This window comes from Micromonospora sp. NPDC047134 (assembly GCF_040643455.1).
GTDB lineage: Bacteria > Actinomycetota > Actinomycetes > Mycobacteriales > Micromonosporaceae > Micromonospora.
Genome location: NZ_JBEYUI010000035.1, coordinates 23167 through 38554, shown reverse-complemented (window position 1 = coordinate 38554; position 15388 = coordinate 23167). Strand labels below are relative to the sequence as shown.

Sequence of the window (15388 nt, the reverse complement as noted above, 5' to 3'; positions counted from 1 at the left end):
CCTCACGCCGACCGTCCCCGGTCGGCCGGCTCACTCAGGGCGGCGAATCCGCTGCTCACCCGGGCCGCCTCCACCTGCTCGGCGGCCTGGCGCAACGCCGTAGCGGTCTGCGCCAGCGGCCGGGCCTGCTCGGTCCGGGTCAGGTAGCGGTCGGCCTCCGCCTCCAGCAGGGTCCGCACCCGGTCCAGCAGGTCCTCCCGGGCCTTGTTGGCCAGGGTACGCACCGCCTGGTCGCCGAAGATCGCTTGCAGTACGGCCTGTCCGGCGACCGTGGTGCCCGCTCCGGTGGCGACCTCCAGCCCGGTAGGCATGAAGGCGGTCGAGGCGAAAACGGCGATCATGACAACCAGCCCGGTGGCGTTCACCGCGTAGGCCGCCGTACGGGCCACGAACCGTCGGTCGCCGCCCTCTTCGCGGACCAGTTCCAGCACCCCCCGCTGCCAGTCCCGGACCAGCCGCTCGGCGCGTTCGGGCAGGTCGGCGCCGGGGTGGGCGAGGTCCGGGGTGAGTAGGGCGGCCCCGGCCGGATGGGCCCGCCAGCCGGTGTACGCCGCCTCGGCCGCCTCGGCGGCCACCGCCCGCAGCAGGGTGACCAGCTGGGATTCGATCGCCTCGCGTAGTTCGGTGGCGGGGGCCGGACGTCGGCTGAAGGCGGCCACCAGCCGGTCCCGAAGCCGGCCGATGCGTGCCTCCAGGGTGCGGAAGAAGTCGCTGGTGCCGACGAACTCCTGCCAGCGGGCCAGCACCTCGCCGCGCAGCAGCCGGCCGTCGCGCAGCCCCTGCTCGACGGTGTGGTTCGCGGCCCGGTACGCGGCGTGTACCCGATCATCCAGGGCCTCCGCGGCGGCCACCTGGTCGTCGGCGGCGACCGCCAGGCCCTCCACGGCCGGTTGCAGGGCGGCCAGGGCGCCGCCCAGGGTCTGCCGGATCACCGCCGACCGCGCGTCGGCGTCGGCGGCCAGCCGGGCGAACCAGTCGGCCAGGGGTGCGGTGACCCGGGCGGGCAGCAGACCCTGCCCGTCGACCCAGGTCTCCGGCAGCACGAACAGCGGGGCCGAGCCCAGACCCTGTTCGGCGAGCATCTCGGCCAGGTGGGCGGCCACCTCCTCGGTGGCCTCGGCCGGCACCCGGTCCAGCACCATGGCGATCACCGCGCCTCGGGCCCGGGCGCCGCGCAGCAGTTCCCAGGGCACGGCGTCGGCGTACCGGGCGGCCGTGGTCACGAAGAGCCAGAGGTCGGCGGCGGCCAGCAGTTGGCCGGCCAGGGCCCGGTTGGCGTCGACCACGGAGTCGATGTCGGGGGCGTCCAGGAAGGCCAGCCCGGGGGCCAGCGCCGGGGCGGTGACCAGGTGCAGGGTGCCCGGGTCGTCACTGGGCTGGTTGGTACGGGTCAGGCCGGGCAGCAGTTCCCCTCGGCGGAACCAGGGTGAGTCGGCCGGATTGCAGACCAGCACGGGTGAGCGGGTGGTCGGACGCAGCACCCCGGCGGCGCTGACCCGGGCCTGCACCAGGCTGTTGACCAGGGTCGACTTGCCGGCACCGGTGGATCCGCCGACCACCACGAGCAGCGGGGCGTCCAGGCGGGCCAGCCGGGGCAGCAGATAGTCGTCCAGTTGGGCGGCCAGGGCGACCCCGGTCCGCTCGGCGGGCTCGGCCGAGGGCAGGACGAGGGGGAAACCGGCGGCCCCGATCGCGGCGCGCAGGCCGGACAGGGCATCGGGCAGGCGGTCGTCCCCGGCGGGCCGGTCCTCCCCGGCGTCGGTCGGGCCGGTGCGGGCTGCGACGGCGGGCGCGCCGGGAGGTGAGCCGGGATCGCCGTTCGTCGTCACCGCTAAAGCGTGCCCGACCGACACAAGGTAAGACAACCGATCGCCCACCAGGCGGGTTGCGCCTGGTGGGCTCAACCCTGACTTGACGATTACAGTGGGCGTGGCACTATTGAGTCAAGTTCACTCAACTTGAGGTGGGGTCGCAGCGGGCGGCGCCTGCCGGGCGGTGTGACGGGAGGCCCGTCACCTGCTCAACGTTACGAAGCGAGGAAGCGAAGATGGCACGTGCGGTCGGTATCGACCTCGGCACGACGAACTCCTGCGTCAGCGTTCTGGAGGGCGGTGAGCCCACCGTCATCGCCAACGCTGAGGGCTCGCGGACGACCCCGTCGATCGTCGCGTTCGCCCGCAACGGCGAGGTGCTCGTCGGCGAGGTAGCCAAGCGTCAGGCGGTGACGAACCCGGACCGGACCATCCGTTCGGTCAAGCGGGAGATCGGCACCAACTGGTCCGTCGACATCGACGGCAAGAAGTACACCCCGCAGGAGATCTCGGCCCGCACCCTGATGAAGCTCAAGCGGGACGCCGAGGCCTACCTGGGCGAGCAGATCACCGACGCGGTGATCACCGTCCCGGCGTACTTCAACGACGGCCAGCGTCAGGCCACCAAGGAGGCCGGTGAGATCGCCGGCTTCAACGTGCTGCGGATCGTCAACGAGCCGACCGCGGCGGCCCTGGCGTACGGGCTGGACAAGGGCTCCAAGGAGCAGACCGTCCTGGTCTTCGACCTCGGTGGCGGCACCTTCGACGTGTCCCTGCTGGAGCTGGCCGAGGGGGTCATCGAGGTCAAGTCGACCAGCGGTGACAACCTGCTCGGCGGTGACGACTGGGACCAGCGGATCATGGATCACCTGGTCAAGACCTTCCGTGGTGAGCACGGCATCGACCTGTCGCAGGACAAGATGGCGATGCAGCGGCTCAAGGAGGCGGCCGAGAAGGCCAAGATCGAGCTGTCCGCCGCCACCACCACCAACATCAACCTGCCGTACATCACCGCCGGTGCGGCCGGCCCGCTGCACCTGGACGTGACCCTGAGCCGGGCCGAGTTCCAGCGCATGACGCAGGACCTGCTGGACCGCTGCAAGATCCCGTTTGAGCAGGCCGTCAAGGACGCCGGGATCAAGGTCGCCGACGTCGACCACGTGATCCTGGTCGGCGGCTCGACCCGGATGCCGGCCGTGACCGACCTGGTCAAGGAGCTCACCGGCCGGGAGCCCAACAAGGGGGTCAACCCGGACGAGGTCGTCGCCGTCGGCGCCGCCCTGCAGGCCGGTGTGCTCAAGGGTGAGGTCAAGGACGTCCTGCTGCTCGACGTGACCCCGCTGAGCCTGGGCATCGAGACCAAGGGTGGCATCTTCACCAAGCTGATCGAGCGCAACACCACCATCCCGACCAAGCGGTCCGAGGTCTTCACCACGGCCGACGACAACCAGCCGTCGGTGCTGATCCAGGTCTTCCAGGGTGAGCGCGACATCGCGGCGTACAACAAGAAGCTCGGCACCTTCGAGCTGACCGGTCTCCCGCCGGCCCCGCGTGGGGTGCCGCAGATCGAGGTCACCTTCGACATCGACGCCAACGGCATCGTCAACGTCCACGCGAAGGACCTGGGCACCGGCAAGGAGCAGAAGATGACCATCACCGGCGGCTCCTCGCTGCCGAAGGATGACATCGAGCGGATGCGCCGGGACGCCGAGGAGCACGCCGAGGAGGACAAGCGCCGCCGCGAGGAGGCGGAGACCCGCAACGTCGCCGAGGCCCTGCAGTGGCAGACCGAGAAGTTCCTCGCCGAGAACGGTGACAAGCTCCCCGCCGAGAACCGCGAGAAGCTCAACGAGGCCCTCGGTGAGCTGCGCGGTGCCCTGGGTGGCAGCGACATCGAGAAGATCAAGTCGGCCCACGAGCGGCTGGCGCAGGTCTCGCAGGAGGCGGGCTCGCTGCTCTACGCCCAGCAGGGCGAGCAGGCCCAGCCGGGTGACTCCGGTGCGGCCGGTGCGGCCGGTGCGACCGGCGGAGCCCCGGGCGGTGCCCGGCCCGGTGCGGACGACGTGGTCGACGCGGAGATCGTCGACGAGGACAAGAAGTGAGGGACCGGACTACGCAGACTCACGGGCGCAGGGATGAGGTAGTCGTATGACGGAGAAGCCACGAGCCGCTGACCCGGGTGACACCGGGTCGGCGCCGGGTGGCTCGGCGTCGGAGCCGGCCACCGGTGACGCGCCGCGGGTCGTCATCCGCAACAACCGCAAGATCAACAAGTCCTCCGAGGCGGCCGGTGCGGCTGCCGACGCCGGATCGGACGTCTCGGCCGAAGGTCTGGTCGAGGACGCCGAGGTGGTGGTCGACACCATGAAGGTCGAGGCCTCCGCGTTGAGCGAACCCGCCACCGATGGCCCGCCGGTGGTGGACTCCCCGGCCAGTCCGGTCGGGGAGCCCACGGCCGAGAAGGCAGCGGAGGGGGCGGCCGGCGACCTGGCGGCGCTCCGCTCCGACCTCGAGGAGCGCACCCGGGACCTGCAGCGGGTCACGGCCGAGTACGCCAACTACCGCAAGCGGGTGGAGCGGGACCGTGGGCTGGTCACCGAACAGGCGACCGGTTCCGTACTCACCGCCCTGCTGCCGATCCTGGACGACCTGGACCGGGCCCGGGAGCACGGCGACCTGGTCGGCCCCTTCGGCTCGGTGGCCGAGCAACTGATCACCACGTTGGGCAAGTTCGGCCTGACTCCCTTCGGGGAGCAGGGCGATCCGTTCGACCCGACCCGGCACGAGGCGGTGGCCCACCAGACCTCGCCCGAGGTCACCGAACCGACCTGCGTGCAGGTGATGCGGCGGGGCTACCAGATGGGTGAACGACTGCTGCGGCCGGCGATGGTCGCGGTGGCCGATCCGGAATAGTGCGCGACGGTGCATCGGGCCGTCCCGTCCGCCGAGTCAGGGCGGGCGGGGCGGCCCGGCAGCGGGGAGGAGGTGGACGTTGAGTTCCAAGGACTGGATCGAGAAGGACTACTACGCGGTCCTGGGCGTGGCGAAGACCGCCTCCGCTGACGAGATCAAGAAGGCGTACCGGAAGCTGGCCCGGGAGTCCCATCCGGACCACAACCCCGGCGACCCCAAGGCCGAGGAGCGCTTCAAGGCGGTCTCCGAGGCGTACGCCGTGCTGGGCGAGGACACCAAGCGCCGCGAGTACGACGAGATGCGGTCGCTGTTCGGCTCGGGCGCGTTCCGGCGGGGCGCCCGCCAGGGCGGTCAGCCCGGTGGGACGCCCTTCGACGTCTCCGACCTGTTCGGCGGGGCCTCTCCCAGCGGCGGTCGGTTCGCCGGGGGCAACATCTCCGACCTGTTCAGTTCGATCTTCTCGGGCGGCCAGGGTGGTGCCGGGGGCGGTGCGCCCGGTCCGGCGCGGGGGCGGGACGTCGAGACCGAGGTGGCCCTCGACTTCAACGACGCCGTCCGGGGAGTGACCCTGCCCTTGACCCTGCGGGCCCCCGGGGTCTGCGAAACCTGCCACGGCAACGGTGCCAAGCCGGGCACCCAGCCGCGGGCCTGTCCGGTCTGCCACGGCGCCGGGGTGACCACCCGCAACCAGGGTGCCTTCAGCTTCTCCGAGCCCTGCCGCAACTGCCAGGGGGTCGGCACGGTCGTCGACGAGAAGTGCCCGGAGTGCCAGGGCACCGGCGGGGTGACCAAGACCCGTACCCTCAACGTCCGCTTCCCGGCGGGGGTGGCCGACGGCCAGCGGATCCGGCTGGCCGGCCGGGGTGAACCGGGTGTCCGGGGCGGCCCGGCCGGGGACCTGTTCGTGCAGGTCAAGGTGCGCCCCGACGATCTGTTCGGGCGTACCGGCGACGACCTCACCCTGACCGTGCCGATCACCTTCACCGAGGCGGTGCTCGGCACTGATCTGCGGGTGCCGACCCTCGACGGTGCGGTGACCCTGCGGGTGCCGCCGGGTACCCCCAGCGGACGGGTCCTGCGGGCCCGGGGCAAGGGGGTGACTCGCCGCGACGGGCAGGCCGGTGACCTGCTCGTCACCCTGGAGGTGGTGGTGCCGGCCCGGGTGTCCGACGAGGCGCGGGCGGCCCTGGAGACCTTCGCCGCGCAGAGCCCGCCGGCGGCCAGGGAACATCTCGACGCGCGGGTGCGTCGATTCAGTTGACTCGGTGAAGCGGTGCGGAGGTGAGCGGGATGGACGGGTTCGTCGGTTCGGATGACCCCGCCTACGAGGCCAAGGTGCTGATGATCTCGGTTGCGGCGCGGATGGCGGGGATGCATCCCCAGACCCTGCGTCAGTACGACCGGCTGGGCCTGGTGCAGGCCGGCCGGGCGGCCGGCGGCGGACGCCGGTACAGCGTCCGGGACGTGGTGCTGCTGCGCGAGGTGCAGCGGCTCAGTCAGGACGACGGGGTCAACCTGGCCGGGATCAAGCGGATCATCGGCCTGGAACAGCTGTTGGAGCAGGCCCAGCAGCGGGTGGCCCAGTTGGAGGCGGAGTTGGAGGCGGCGTACCGGCGGATGGCCGAACTGGAGTCGTTGGCCCGCTTCCCCGGCCGTGACCTGGTGCCGACCAACCGGACCTCCACCGCCCTGGTGGTCTGGCGCCCGCGCCGCGGCCCCGACCGCTGACCTGGCGGTCTGCGCGGCTGCTCAGCTCCGCCGCAGCGGACACCGATGGCCGGAAGGCGAAGCCCGTTTCCCCGAATCCGAGCGGGGGGCGGGCTGCCTTCGTTAGCCTCCACGACAAGGGGCCTGAGGCGGTCTCCCAGCTGGGCGGGAGGAGCCATGACGGAAGCCGCGAAGAAGGTGGCCGAAGATGCGGAGCACCGGTTCGACGACCTGACCGAGCGGGTCCGGGAGCGATTCGACCGGATCCTCAAGGGGCGCTTCTCCGATCAGGTCACCTCTGGTCGCTTCGGTCCGGCCCGACCCGGCAACCGCGGCGACGGTGGCGACCGCCGGGTACGGCCGGTGCCAGGTGGCCGGGGCGGACACGGCGCCGGCCAGGTACGCACCGACCAGCACCGCCGCGCCGGGGGCGGATCGCGTTGACGTGCGGGCCGGGAGCCACGGGGGGTCCCGGCCCGTTCGCGCGGTGACTACTGAGCTTGACCCGCAGGCGGAGTTACAGCCGGCGGCCCTCCCGGACCAGCCCGCCCTCACACCATTCCCGGTAGACGAACAACTCCGGCCGGGCCAGCAGCACCCGGCTGTTGTGGGCCCAGGTACGCATCAGTTCGTCGCCGTTGCGCTCGGCCTGGTCCACCAGCTTGCGGAAGCGTCGCCGAGGATGTGCCCGGAAGTTCGTCCGGATGCCGTCGGCCGCGTAGATGTAGAGGCAGTGCAGGGCGAACCGGCGGGCCGGACAGCTCGGATCCATGGCCAGCTCGAACAGGGTCATCACCAGCCGGTCACCGGAGACCAGCAGATCCCAGTCCGGGGGCATGGAGGTCAACGGCACCGAGTCGGGGTTGTACGCCCAGGTCCGCAGTTCCGTCGGGCTGGGGTCGACAGGGTTGGCGAAGCCGCGGAACGTTGACTCCTGCACGCTCACCGGCCAACCTTCCGCTCTACCCGCGGGGCGTCGTCCGCCCACCGCGAACCCTGGCTGCTGGGGCGACACGGTAACGCGGTACCGACGGGTACGGGTAGCCCCTGCCCGAAGCATCTTCACCGTCCGTTGGACGGGTCGGATCCTCCGTACGACCGATCTCACGCGGGGCGGGGCCGCGAGTCCGTCATCAGGTGGTGGCGAACCTCTCAGGCTGGTGACGCTAGCCTGACCGGCACGAACACCAGCTCAGGTGACGGAGACTGGATGATCACCCGAACAAGACGTGGGATGGCGCTGCTGGCCGTGGTGCCGGTGCTGGTGGGTTGCTCCGTCGGGGACATCCGTCGGCCTCCGCCCACCCCGGTGCCCTCGACCTCGACGCCGTCGAGTCCGGCCCCGACCCGGGTCGCGGAGATCCGGGCCAGCCGACTGGCCGTACCGCAGCGCTACGACGAGCCGTATGTCGAGTTCGTCGACGCCACGCGGGGCTACGCCCTCTTCGGCTCCTGCGAGAGCCGGCCCTCCGGACCGGACTGCCCCGCCCTGATCTTCACCACCGGGGACGGCGGCCGGTCCTGGCAGGGACTCCGGCATCCCAAGCCGGTCACCGACAACCAGCAGTTGTACGCCGCGCCGGGGACGCTGGCCCTGTGGGCCGAGCCGCACGGCTGGTGGACCTCCACCGACGAGGGCCGGACCTTCCAGCACAGCCCGGGTGAGGCCGTGCTGCGGCAGTGGCAGGCCAGTCAGGGCAGGTTCCAGATCATCGAGGCGACCGGCGAGGTCGGCCGGTGGACCGGCAGGAGGTTGCGTCCCCTGGCCACCCAGCCGCGGCTGCCCAGGCTGGACTCGGTGGCGCTGGGCGGGGGATGGATGGTCCGCGACGGTACGGAGTACCGCGGGCCGCTGGTGGCGGCCGGGGCAGGCGAGGACGGCAGGCCGTACGCCGCGATCTCCTGGGACGAGGGGCGGCGCTGGCAGGAGACCTCGCTGCCCGCCCCCGACGGCGCGGTGTGGATGGTCCGGGCGGAGTCGGTGGCCGGGGAGATCTGGCTGGTCGGGGAGGCGGAGAACCGGGTCGACTTCCCGGCGCTGTGGCACCTGGAGGGCGACACCTGGCGAGGGGTACGCGCCGAGGGGCAGCCGGGCGCCGGACGGGCCGTCCCGCTGGGTGCCGGGATCGTGGCGGTGGTCAGTTCGCGCGGTGCGGGGGCCCTGCTCGGCGGCCGGTACCTGGACCTGTCCTGGCCGGTGACCGACCGGCACTACCTGCGGCGACTGCCCGACGGCACCCTGTTCGCCGGCACCTCGGACAGCATCCTGCTAGGCCTGGGTCAGCTTGGCGACCGCACCTGGGTGCAGGTGGTGCTGGAGCGGGACTGAGGCGTTGCTGTGGGGTAGCTCACACCTCCAGGGTTGAGCGGAATAGACTCAACTCTGGTTCTGTCGGTATCAGTGGACACGCCGAACCAGGGGAGCCCATGAACACCGAACGCCTCACCACCCGCAGCCGCGAAACCATCACCGGTGCCGTCGCCCTGGCCAACCAGCGCGGGCATGCCACCGTGGAACCGTGGCACCTGCTGCTCTCGCTGCTGGACACCGAGGGTTCGACCGCTGCCGGCCTGCTGCGCGCCGTCGGGGCTGACCCCGCCGAGCTGCGCCGCGCCGCCCAGCGGGCCCTAGACGCGTTGCCCGCCGCCCGGGGTTCCAGCATCGCCGAGCCGACCTTGGCCCGGGAGTTCGTCAACGCCATCGGTGCGGCCGAGCAGATCGCTCGCCCGCTCGGCGACGAGTACACCTCCACCGAACACCTGCTGGCCGGGCTGGCCCGGGTGGGTGGGGCGGTCTCCGGGGCACTGAAGGCCGCCGGGGCCACCGAGGAGACCCTGGTGGCCGCCTTCCCGACCGTACGGGGTGGGGACCGCCGGGTCACCAGCGCCGACCCGGAGCAGACCTACCAGGCCCTGGCCAAGTACGGGGTGGACCTGACCGCGAGTGCCCGGGACGGCAAGATCGACCCGGTGATCGGCCGGGACTCCGAGATCCGTCGGGTGATCCAGGTGCTGTCCCGGCGTACCAAGAACAACCCGGTGCTGATCGGTGAGCCGGGCGTGGGCAAGACCGCCATCGTGGAGGGCCTGGCCCAGCGCATCGTCGCCGGTGACGTGCCGGAGTCGTTGCGCGACAAGAAGCTGGTCTCACTCGACCTGGGGGCGATGGTCGCCGGCGCCTCCTACCGGGGGCAGTTCGAGGAGCGGCTCAAGTCCGTCCTGGAAGAGATCAAGAACTCCGACGGGAAGGTCATCACCTTCCTGGACGAGCTGCACACCGTCGTCGGCGCCGGCAAGGGCGAGGGCTCGATGGACGCCGGCAACATGCTCAAGCCGATGCTGGCCCGTGGTGAGCTGCGGATGGTCGGTGCGACCACCCTGGACGAGTACCGCGAGCACATCGAGAAGGACCCGGCCCTGGAACGCCGCTTCCAGCCGGTGCTGGTCGGGGAACCGACCGTCGAGGACACCATCGGCATCCTGCGCGGGCTCAAGGAGCGCTACGAGGTGCACCACGGGGTACGCATCACCGACGCTGCCCTGGTCGCCGCCGCCGCCCTGTCCGACCGGTACATCACCGACCGGTTCCTGCCGGACAAGGCGATCGACCTGGTCGACGAGTCGGCCTCCCGGCTCCGGATGGAGATCGATTCCCGGCCGGTAGAAGTGGACGAGATCGAGCGGGCGGTTCGCCGGCTGGAGATCGAGGAGATGGCGCTGGCCAAGGAGCCGGACCCGGCCTCCGCCGAGCGCCTGGAGCGGTTGCGCAAGGAGCTGGCCGACAAGCGGGAACAGCTCACCGCCCTGTCCGAGCGGTGGAAGCTGGAGAAGGCCCACATCACCAAGCTCTCCACCGCCAAGGAGGAGTTGGAGCGCCTCGGCGGAGAGGCTGAGCGGGCCGAGCGGGACGGGGAGTTGGAACGCGCCGCCGAGCTGCGGTACGGCCGCATCCCGGCGCTGAACAACGAGCTGAAGCAGGCGGCGGAGGAACTGGCCCGGCTCCAGGCCGACGGCGCGATGCTCAAGGAGGAGGTCGGCGCGGACGACATCGCCGCGGTGGTCGCCTCCTGGACCGGCATCCCCGCCGGTCGGCTGCTGGAGGGCGAGACCGCCAAGCTGCTGCGGATGGAGGAGTCCCTGCGGGAGCGGGTGGTCGGCCAGGCCGAGGCGGTCGGCGCGGTCTCCGACGCGGTACGCCGGGCCCGGGCCGGGGTCGCCGACCCGGACCGCCCGACCGGCAGCTTCCTGTTCCTCGGCCCCACCGGGGTCGGCAAGACCGAGCTGGCCAAGGCGCTTGCCGAGTTCCTCTTCGACGACGAGCGGGCCATGGTCCGCATCGACATGAGCGAGTACGGCGAGAAGCACTCCGTGGCCCGCCTGGTCGGTGCCCCACCCGGTTACATCGGGTACGAGGAGGGCGGCCAGCTCACCGAGGCGGTACGTCGTCGGCCCTACTCGGTGATCCTGCTGGACGAGGTGGAGAAGGCCCACCCGGACGTCTTCGACATCCTGCTCCAGGTGCTCGACGACGGTCGCCTGACCGACGGCCAGGGCCGTACGGTCGACTTCCGTAACGCCATCCTGATCCTCACCTCCAACCTGGGATCGGCGGTGATCAGCGACCTGACCCTGGCCGAGGAGCAGCGCCGCGAAGGGGTGCTGGCGGTGGTCCGGTCGCACTTCAAGCCGGAGTTCCTCAACCGGCTGGACGACATCGTGGTCTTCGCCGCCCTCCAGGGCGAGGATCTGCGGGCCATCGTGGACATCCAGATCGCCCGGCTGCGGCGTCGGCTCGCCGACCGCAGGTTGACCCTCGAGGTCACCGACGCCGCGCGCACCTGGCTGGCCGAGCACGGGTACGACCCGATCTACGGGGCCCGGCCGCTGCGTCGGCTGGTCCAGTCCGCGATCGGTGACCAGTTGGCCAAGGCTCTGCTGGCCGGCACGATCCGCGACGGTGACCCGGTGCGGGTCGACCTGGCCGACAGCAAGGACGCCCTCTCGGTGACGGCCGCCTGACGATCGCATCCACCCTGCGGGGCCCGCATCGCGTCCAGTCGCGCTGCGGGCCCCGGGTCGTTACGAGGCCAGCGGCGTCGGGACGGGGTGCGCCGCCGGCCGGGTCGGGTCAGGATGGAGGCATGTTCGGGATGGGACGACAGCGCGACGAGTTGGCGGCGGCGATGGCGGCCCTGGCCGAGGCGGAGACCCTCACCTTCGGCGGGGTGGGGCTGGCCGGGACGATGTTGCCGGAGACCGAGGCGTATCAGCACATCGAGCAGGCGGCGGCCGACCGCCCCGAGCAGGTACGCGGACAGCTCGAACGACTGCTGTCGGCGGGCTCACCGGCCGCCCGGGTCTACGCGGCCACTCTCCTGACACAGCTCGACCCGCAGGCCGGGCAGGCGGCCTGGGAGCGGCTGCGCGCCGACCCGGCGCCCCTACAGACCGCCACCGGCTGTGTCCTGGACAGCACCACGGTCGGGGCGTACGCCGCGAATCGACTGGCCGAGTCCTGAACCCTGGCTGGCCCACACCGCGCACCTCGGACCCACCGATCTCGGAGGTGACCAGCTGGAAAAGCCGATGCTGTACCTGTTGACGGCGCTGGGCTGCCTGCTCGGGTTGACCCTGGTGGCCATGCTGCTCGGTCGACGGCGGCCCACCACCGGGCGGTCGCCCGGTCCCCGGGTGGACCCCCGCCGCATCGAGGTCGGGGACATCGTCGAGATCGGCGACCTGACCTATCCGGTACGCGGCTCGATCCGCCTGGTCGAGGGCGAGTGGACCTGGGCCGAGCATCTGCTCGACGATCCCGACGGCCGCTGCCGACTGTCCGTGGCGGAGAGCCCCGAGTTCGAACTGGTGCTCTGGTGGTCCGAATCCGGCGACGCCGGTACCGCCGGGGCCCCTGTGATCGGGTTCGCCGGCCGACGGTTCAGCTGGCGTGAGTCCGGCGAGGCCCGCTACACCGCCACCGGCGACACCGGGCTGGCCCCCAGCGGGATCATGCGCTACCACGACTACCGCGCCCCCGGCGGCGCCCGGCTCACCTTCGAGGCGTACGGCGAATCCGGTTGGCAGGTGGCCCGGGGCGAGCGGCTGGATCGCGCGGAGGTGATCGTTCATCCCCAGAGCCGATGACACGTCACCACAGGTGACGCGCGGTACGGCTCTGCTTCTGTGCCGTGCCGAACTGGTCGGGTGCCGATACGGTGATGCGCGTTGCAAGGAAGGAGAGAGATGGCCGATCCTCAGAGCACCCCAACCCGGTCACGTCCGGGTGTGGTGAGCATTTCCACGTATTTGCTGTTGCTGTTCGCAGTTTGCCAGCTGATCAGCGCAATCATCACCTTGGCCACCATCGGCGACGTACGCAACGCGATGGAGGACGCGCTACGGGACAGTGGGGGCGAAGGGCTGGAGGGGATCGCGGACCTGACGGTTGCCGTCGGTGTCGGCACCGCCCTGCTCACCCTGGCGTTGGCGCTGGCCGTGGCCGGTCTGGGTCTGGTGAACCTGCGAGGCAAGAACGGCTCGCGCATCGCCACCTGGATCGTGGGCGGCATCCTGTTCTGCTGCAACGGGTTCAGCCTCCTCAGCGGCCTGGGTGGGGGCCTCACCACTCCGGCCGACACCAGCGGAGACATGCCGAGCCCTGAGGAACTCCAGCGTCGGATCGAGGAGGCCCTGCCCTCCTGGGTCACCCCGGTCACCGTCCTGCTCGGGGTGATCAGCCTGATCTCGCTGCTGGCGGCGCTGATCCTGCTGGCCCTACCGAAGGCCAACGAGTTCTTCCGCAAGCCGACCCCCCAGTGGGAGCCACCGACTCCCGGCGCCACCTACCCCGGCACCCCGGGCTACCCGGGCTACCCCCCGGCGCCGGGCGGCTACCCCGGTCAGCCGGGCGCTCACCCCGGTCAGCCAGGCGGCTACCCCGGTCAGCCGGGTGGCTACCCCGGCCAGTCGGGTGAACCCGGTTACCCGCCCCCGCCCGGCCAGTCGGGCGAGCCTGGTTACCCGCCCCCGCCCGGCCAGTCGGGCGAACCCGGCTATCCGCCCCCGCCCGGTCAGCCGGGGCAGTCGTCCGGCGAACCCGGTTACCCGCCGATTCCCGGTCAGCCCTCCTCCGGTCAGCCCGGCGACCAGGGTGGACCGAACCCGCCGGGTTCTCAGCCGCCCGGGGGCAACCCCAGCTGATCTAGGGTCAGCGGCACGGTCCGGCCCGCTTCCGGAGCCCCGACACGCCCGAAGGTCACGACGGTGACGGTCCCTCCGAGTAGGTTGCTTCCCGAACGCCTACCGGAGGGACTCGTCGTGTCGTACCCCGTACAGGCGCCGGTTCGTCGGCCCAGGGCGCTCTGGCTGGCCGTGGCACTGCTGGCGGTGATGGCGATCGGGGCCCTCGGGTACGCCCTGGCCGGCCTGCTCATCTTCGATGGGGTCGGAGGTCGGCTGCGGGAGGCGGCCGTCGGTGCCCAGGTGAGCGCCGACGAGGTGGACATGATGGCCACCCTGGTGCGGACCTCGATCCTGGTGTCGGTGATGGTCAGTGGGCTGGCCGGGCTCCTCCTCGCCGGCTTGGCCCTCGGCGTGGCGGCAGGTCGGCAGGGGGCCAGGGTGGGCACCTGGGTGGTGGCCGGGCTCGGGATGCTGTTCGGTTGCTGCGGCCTCGTGGTGCAACTCCTCCAGCGGGCCACTCCGATAGATTTCGGCAACGACCAGGCCACCGCCGAACTCTTCGGACTGATCGGGGATGCCTACCCCTCCTGGTGGATTCCGCTCACCGTGACCCTTTCGGTCGGCCAGGTGCTCGGTTACCTTGTGGTAGCCATAGTGCTGGCGCTGCCCTCGGTCGGTGCCTCGTTCCGTCGTCCCACCCCACCGGTGCGGACGCCCGCTCCGCCCCCGATGGGACCACCACCCCCGCCGCACCACTATCCGCCGTTTGCCCAACCGCCGAGGTGAGCAACTCCGTGACCCCCGAACCAGCCTCCTCCGACTCCTCGGACGCCGGGCGCTGGGCACTGATCACCGGGGCGACCGCCGGCATCGGAGCGGCCTTCGCGCAGCGACTGGCCACCGACGGGTGGCACCTGGTGCTGGTCGCCCGTGACCGCACCCGCCTGGCGGCTCAGGCCGCCGAGTTGACCGGTCGGTACGGCGTGCAGACCGAGGTCCTGACCGCCGATCTGTCCACGGACGACGGCTGCGAGCTGGTGGAGGAACGCCTGGCCGCCGACCCGTCGGTCGAGCTGTTGGTGAACAATGCCGGAATCAGCCTGAATACTTCATTCCTGCGGTCTTCCGTGGCGGACGAGACCCGTTTGCTCCGGCTCAACGTGCACGCGGTCATGCGACTGACCCTGGCCGCGCTGCCGATGATGACCGAGCGGCGCAGTGGGGCAGTGATTAATGTCTCCTCCGTGGCCGGATTCGGCGCCCTCATGCCGGGATCGACGTACTCGGCCAGCAAGGCCTGGGTCATCAATTTCAGCGAGTCCGTGGGTCAGGCCGCGCGTCCCTTCGGGGTACGGGTGATGGCGCTGTGCCCCGGCTACACCCGTACGGAGTTTCACCAACGGGCCGGCATCGACATGTCGAAAACCCCGGAATGGATGTGGCTCAGCGCCCCGGCCGTGGTCGACGATGCCCTGCTTGACCTGGGAAAAGGCAAGTTCATCAGTGTCCCGTCGTGGAAGTACAAGCTGGCGGTGGTCGGCTTGCGGCACGCACCCCGTCGACTGCTCGAACTGGTGGCCCGGGACACCCGGGGCCGCATCGGTCGGGACCGAGGCTGACCGGCTGGGCGGGAGCGCGCGATTCCGGAGTGGATCACCGGATCCGCGTCAGTGGGTGACCCACTGTAACGGGCATCGTCATTCATCGGTCGCCCGGAAGAGTTGCCGCAGGTAGCCCGCGCACGCGGCGTACAGGTATGAGCAGTACCCTCTACC

At 71.3% G+C, this 15388-nt stretch carries 14 protein-coding genes; 12 read left to right on the top strand and 2 right to left on the bottom strand.

The genetic code is table 11. The features are described 5' to 3' along the window. Positions 1-2 precede the first annotated feature (2 nt). Positions 3-1829 (bottom strand): ABC transporter, encoded by a 1827-nt coding sequence (locus ABZ795_RS26855; RefSeq protein WP_357532355.1) that lies wholly within the window; start codon positions 1827-1829, stop codon positions 3-5. Positions 1830-2047: 218 nt separating this feature from the next. On the opposite strand from ABZ795_RS26855, the gene dnaK reads away from it, so the two are divergent. The 5 genes from dnaK to ABZ795_RS26830 all read left to right on the top strand — a co-directional run bounded on the left by dnaK (position 2048) and on the right by ABZ795_RS26830 (position 6875). After that, on the top strand, positions 2048-3913 hold the full coding sequence (gene dnaK / locus ABZ795_RS26850) for a molecular chaperone DnaK (protein WP_357532354.1): 1866 nt from the start codon (positions 2048-2050) through the stop codon (positions 3911-3913). A gap of 46 nt (positions 3914-3959) precedes the next feature. Next, positions 3960-4724, top strand: coding sequence for a nucleotide exchange factor GrpE (gene grpE, locus ABZ795_RS26845; protein WP_327023411.1), 765 nt, complete (start codon positions 3960-3962; stop codon positions 4722-4724). A 79-nt stretch (positions 4725-4803) separates the two neighbouring features. Further along, a complete protein-coding gene (dnaJ, locus tag ABZ795_RS26840) occupies positions 4804-5985 on the top strand; it encodes a molecular chaperone DnaJ (RefSeq protein ID WP_357532353.1) in 1182 nt (393 codons plus the stop codon). A gap of 29 nt (positions 5986-6014) precedes the next feature. Then, positions 6015-6452: a MerR family transcriptional regulator gene (locus ABZ795_RS26835; RefSeq protein WP_327023409.1), complete on the top strand. Its 438-nt coding sequence runs from the start codon at positions 6015-6017 to the stop codon at positions 6450-6452. A 156-nt stretch (positions 6453-6608) separates the two neighbouring features. Further along, positions 6609-6875, top strand: a complete 267-nt coding sequence (locus ABZ795_RS26830) for a hypothetical protein (protein WP_327023408.1) — start codon at positions 6609-6611, stop codon at positions 6873-6875. Between the two features lie 73 nt (positions 6876-6948). Here ABZ795_RS26830 and ABZ795_RS26825 read toward each other — a convergent pair whose 3' ends face one another. Continuing rightward, on the bottom strand, positions 6949-7377 hold the full coding sequence (locus ABZ795_RS26825; RefSeq protein ID WP_327023407.1) for a hypothetical protein: 429 nt from the start codon (positions 7375-7377) through the stop codon (positions 6949-6951). Positions 7378-7641: 264 nt separating this feature from the next. Between ABZ795_RS26825 and ABZ795_RS26820 the strand changes: the two genes are divergently transcribed. The 7 genes from ABZ795_RS26820 (at position 7642) to ABZ795_RS26790 (ending at position 15232) form a co-directional block, all read left to right on the top strand. Continuing rightward, positions 7642-8760 (top strand): hypothetical protein, encoded by a 1119-nt coding sequence (locus ABZ795_RS26820; RefSeq protein WP_357532352.1) that lies wholly within the window; start codon positions 7642-7644, stop codon positions 8758-8760. Positions 8761-8858: 98 nt separating this feature from the next. Beyond that, entirely contained in the window at positions 8859-11450 is a 2592-nt protein-coding gene (clpB, locus tag ABZ795_RS26815) for an ATP-dependent chaperone ClpB (protein WP_357532351.1), read from the top strand. A gap of 122 nt (positions 11451-11572) precedes the next feature. Continuing rightward, entirely contained in the window at positions 11573-11950 is a 378-nt protein-coding gene (locus ABZ795_RS26810; RefSeq protein WP_357532350.1) for a hypothetical protein, read from the top strand. 55 nt (positions 11951-12005) lie between these two features. Further along, positions 12006-12575, top strand: a complete 570-nt coding sequence (locus ABZ795_RS26805; protein WP_357532361.1) for a DUF4178 domain-containing protein — start codon at positions 12006-12008, stop codon at positions 12573-12575. 144 nt (positions 12576-12719) lie between these two features. Further along, a complete protein-coding gene (locus ABZ795_RS26800) occupies positions 12720-13631 on the top strand; it encodes a hypothetical protein (protein ID WP_357532349.1) in 912 nt (303 codons plus the stop codon). Positions 13632-13748: 117 nt separating this feature from the next. Next, positions 13749-14399: a hypothetical protein gene (locus tag ABZ795_RS26795; RefSeq protein WP_357532348.1), complete on the top strand. Its 651-nt coding sequence runs from the start codon at positions 13749-13751 to the stop codon at positions 14397-14399. Positions 14400-14407: 8 nt separating this feature from the next. Further along, positions 14408-15232: an SDR family oxidoreductase gene (locus tag ABZ795_RS26790; RefSeq protein WP_357532347.1), complete on the top strand. Its 825-nt coding sequence runs from the start codon at positions 14408-14410 to the stop codon at positions 15230-15232. Positions 15233-15388 lie beyond the last annotated feature (156 nt).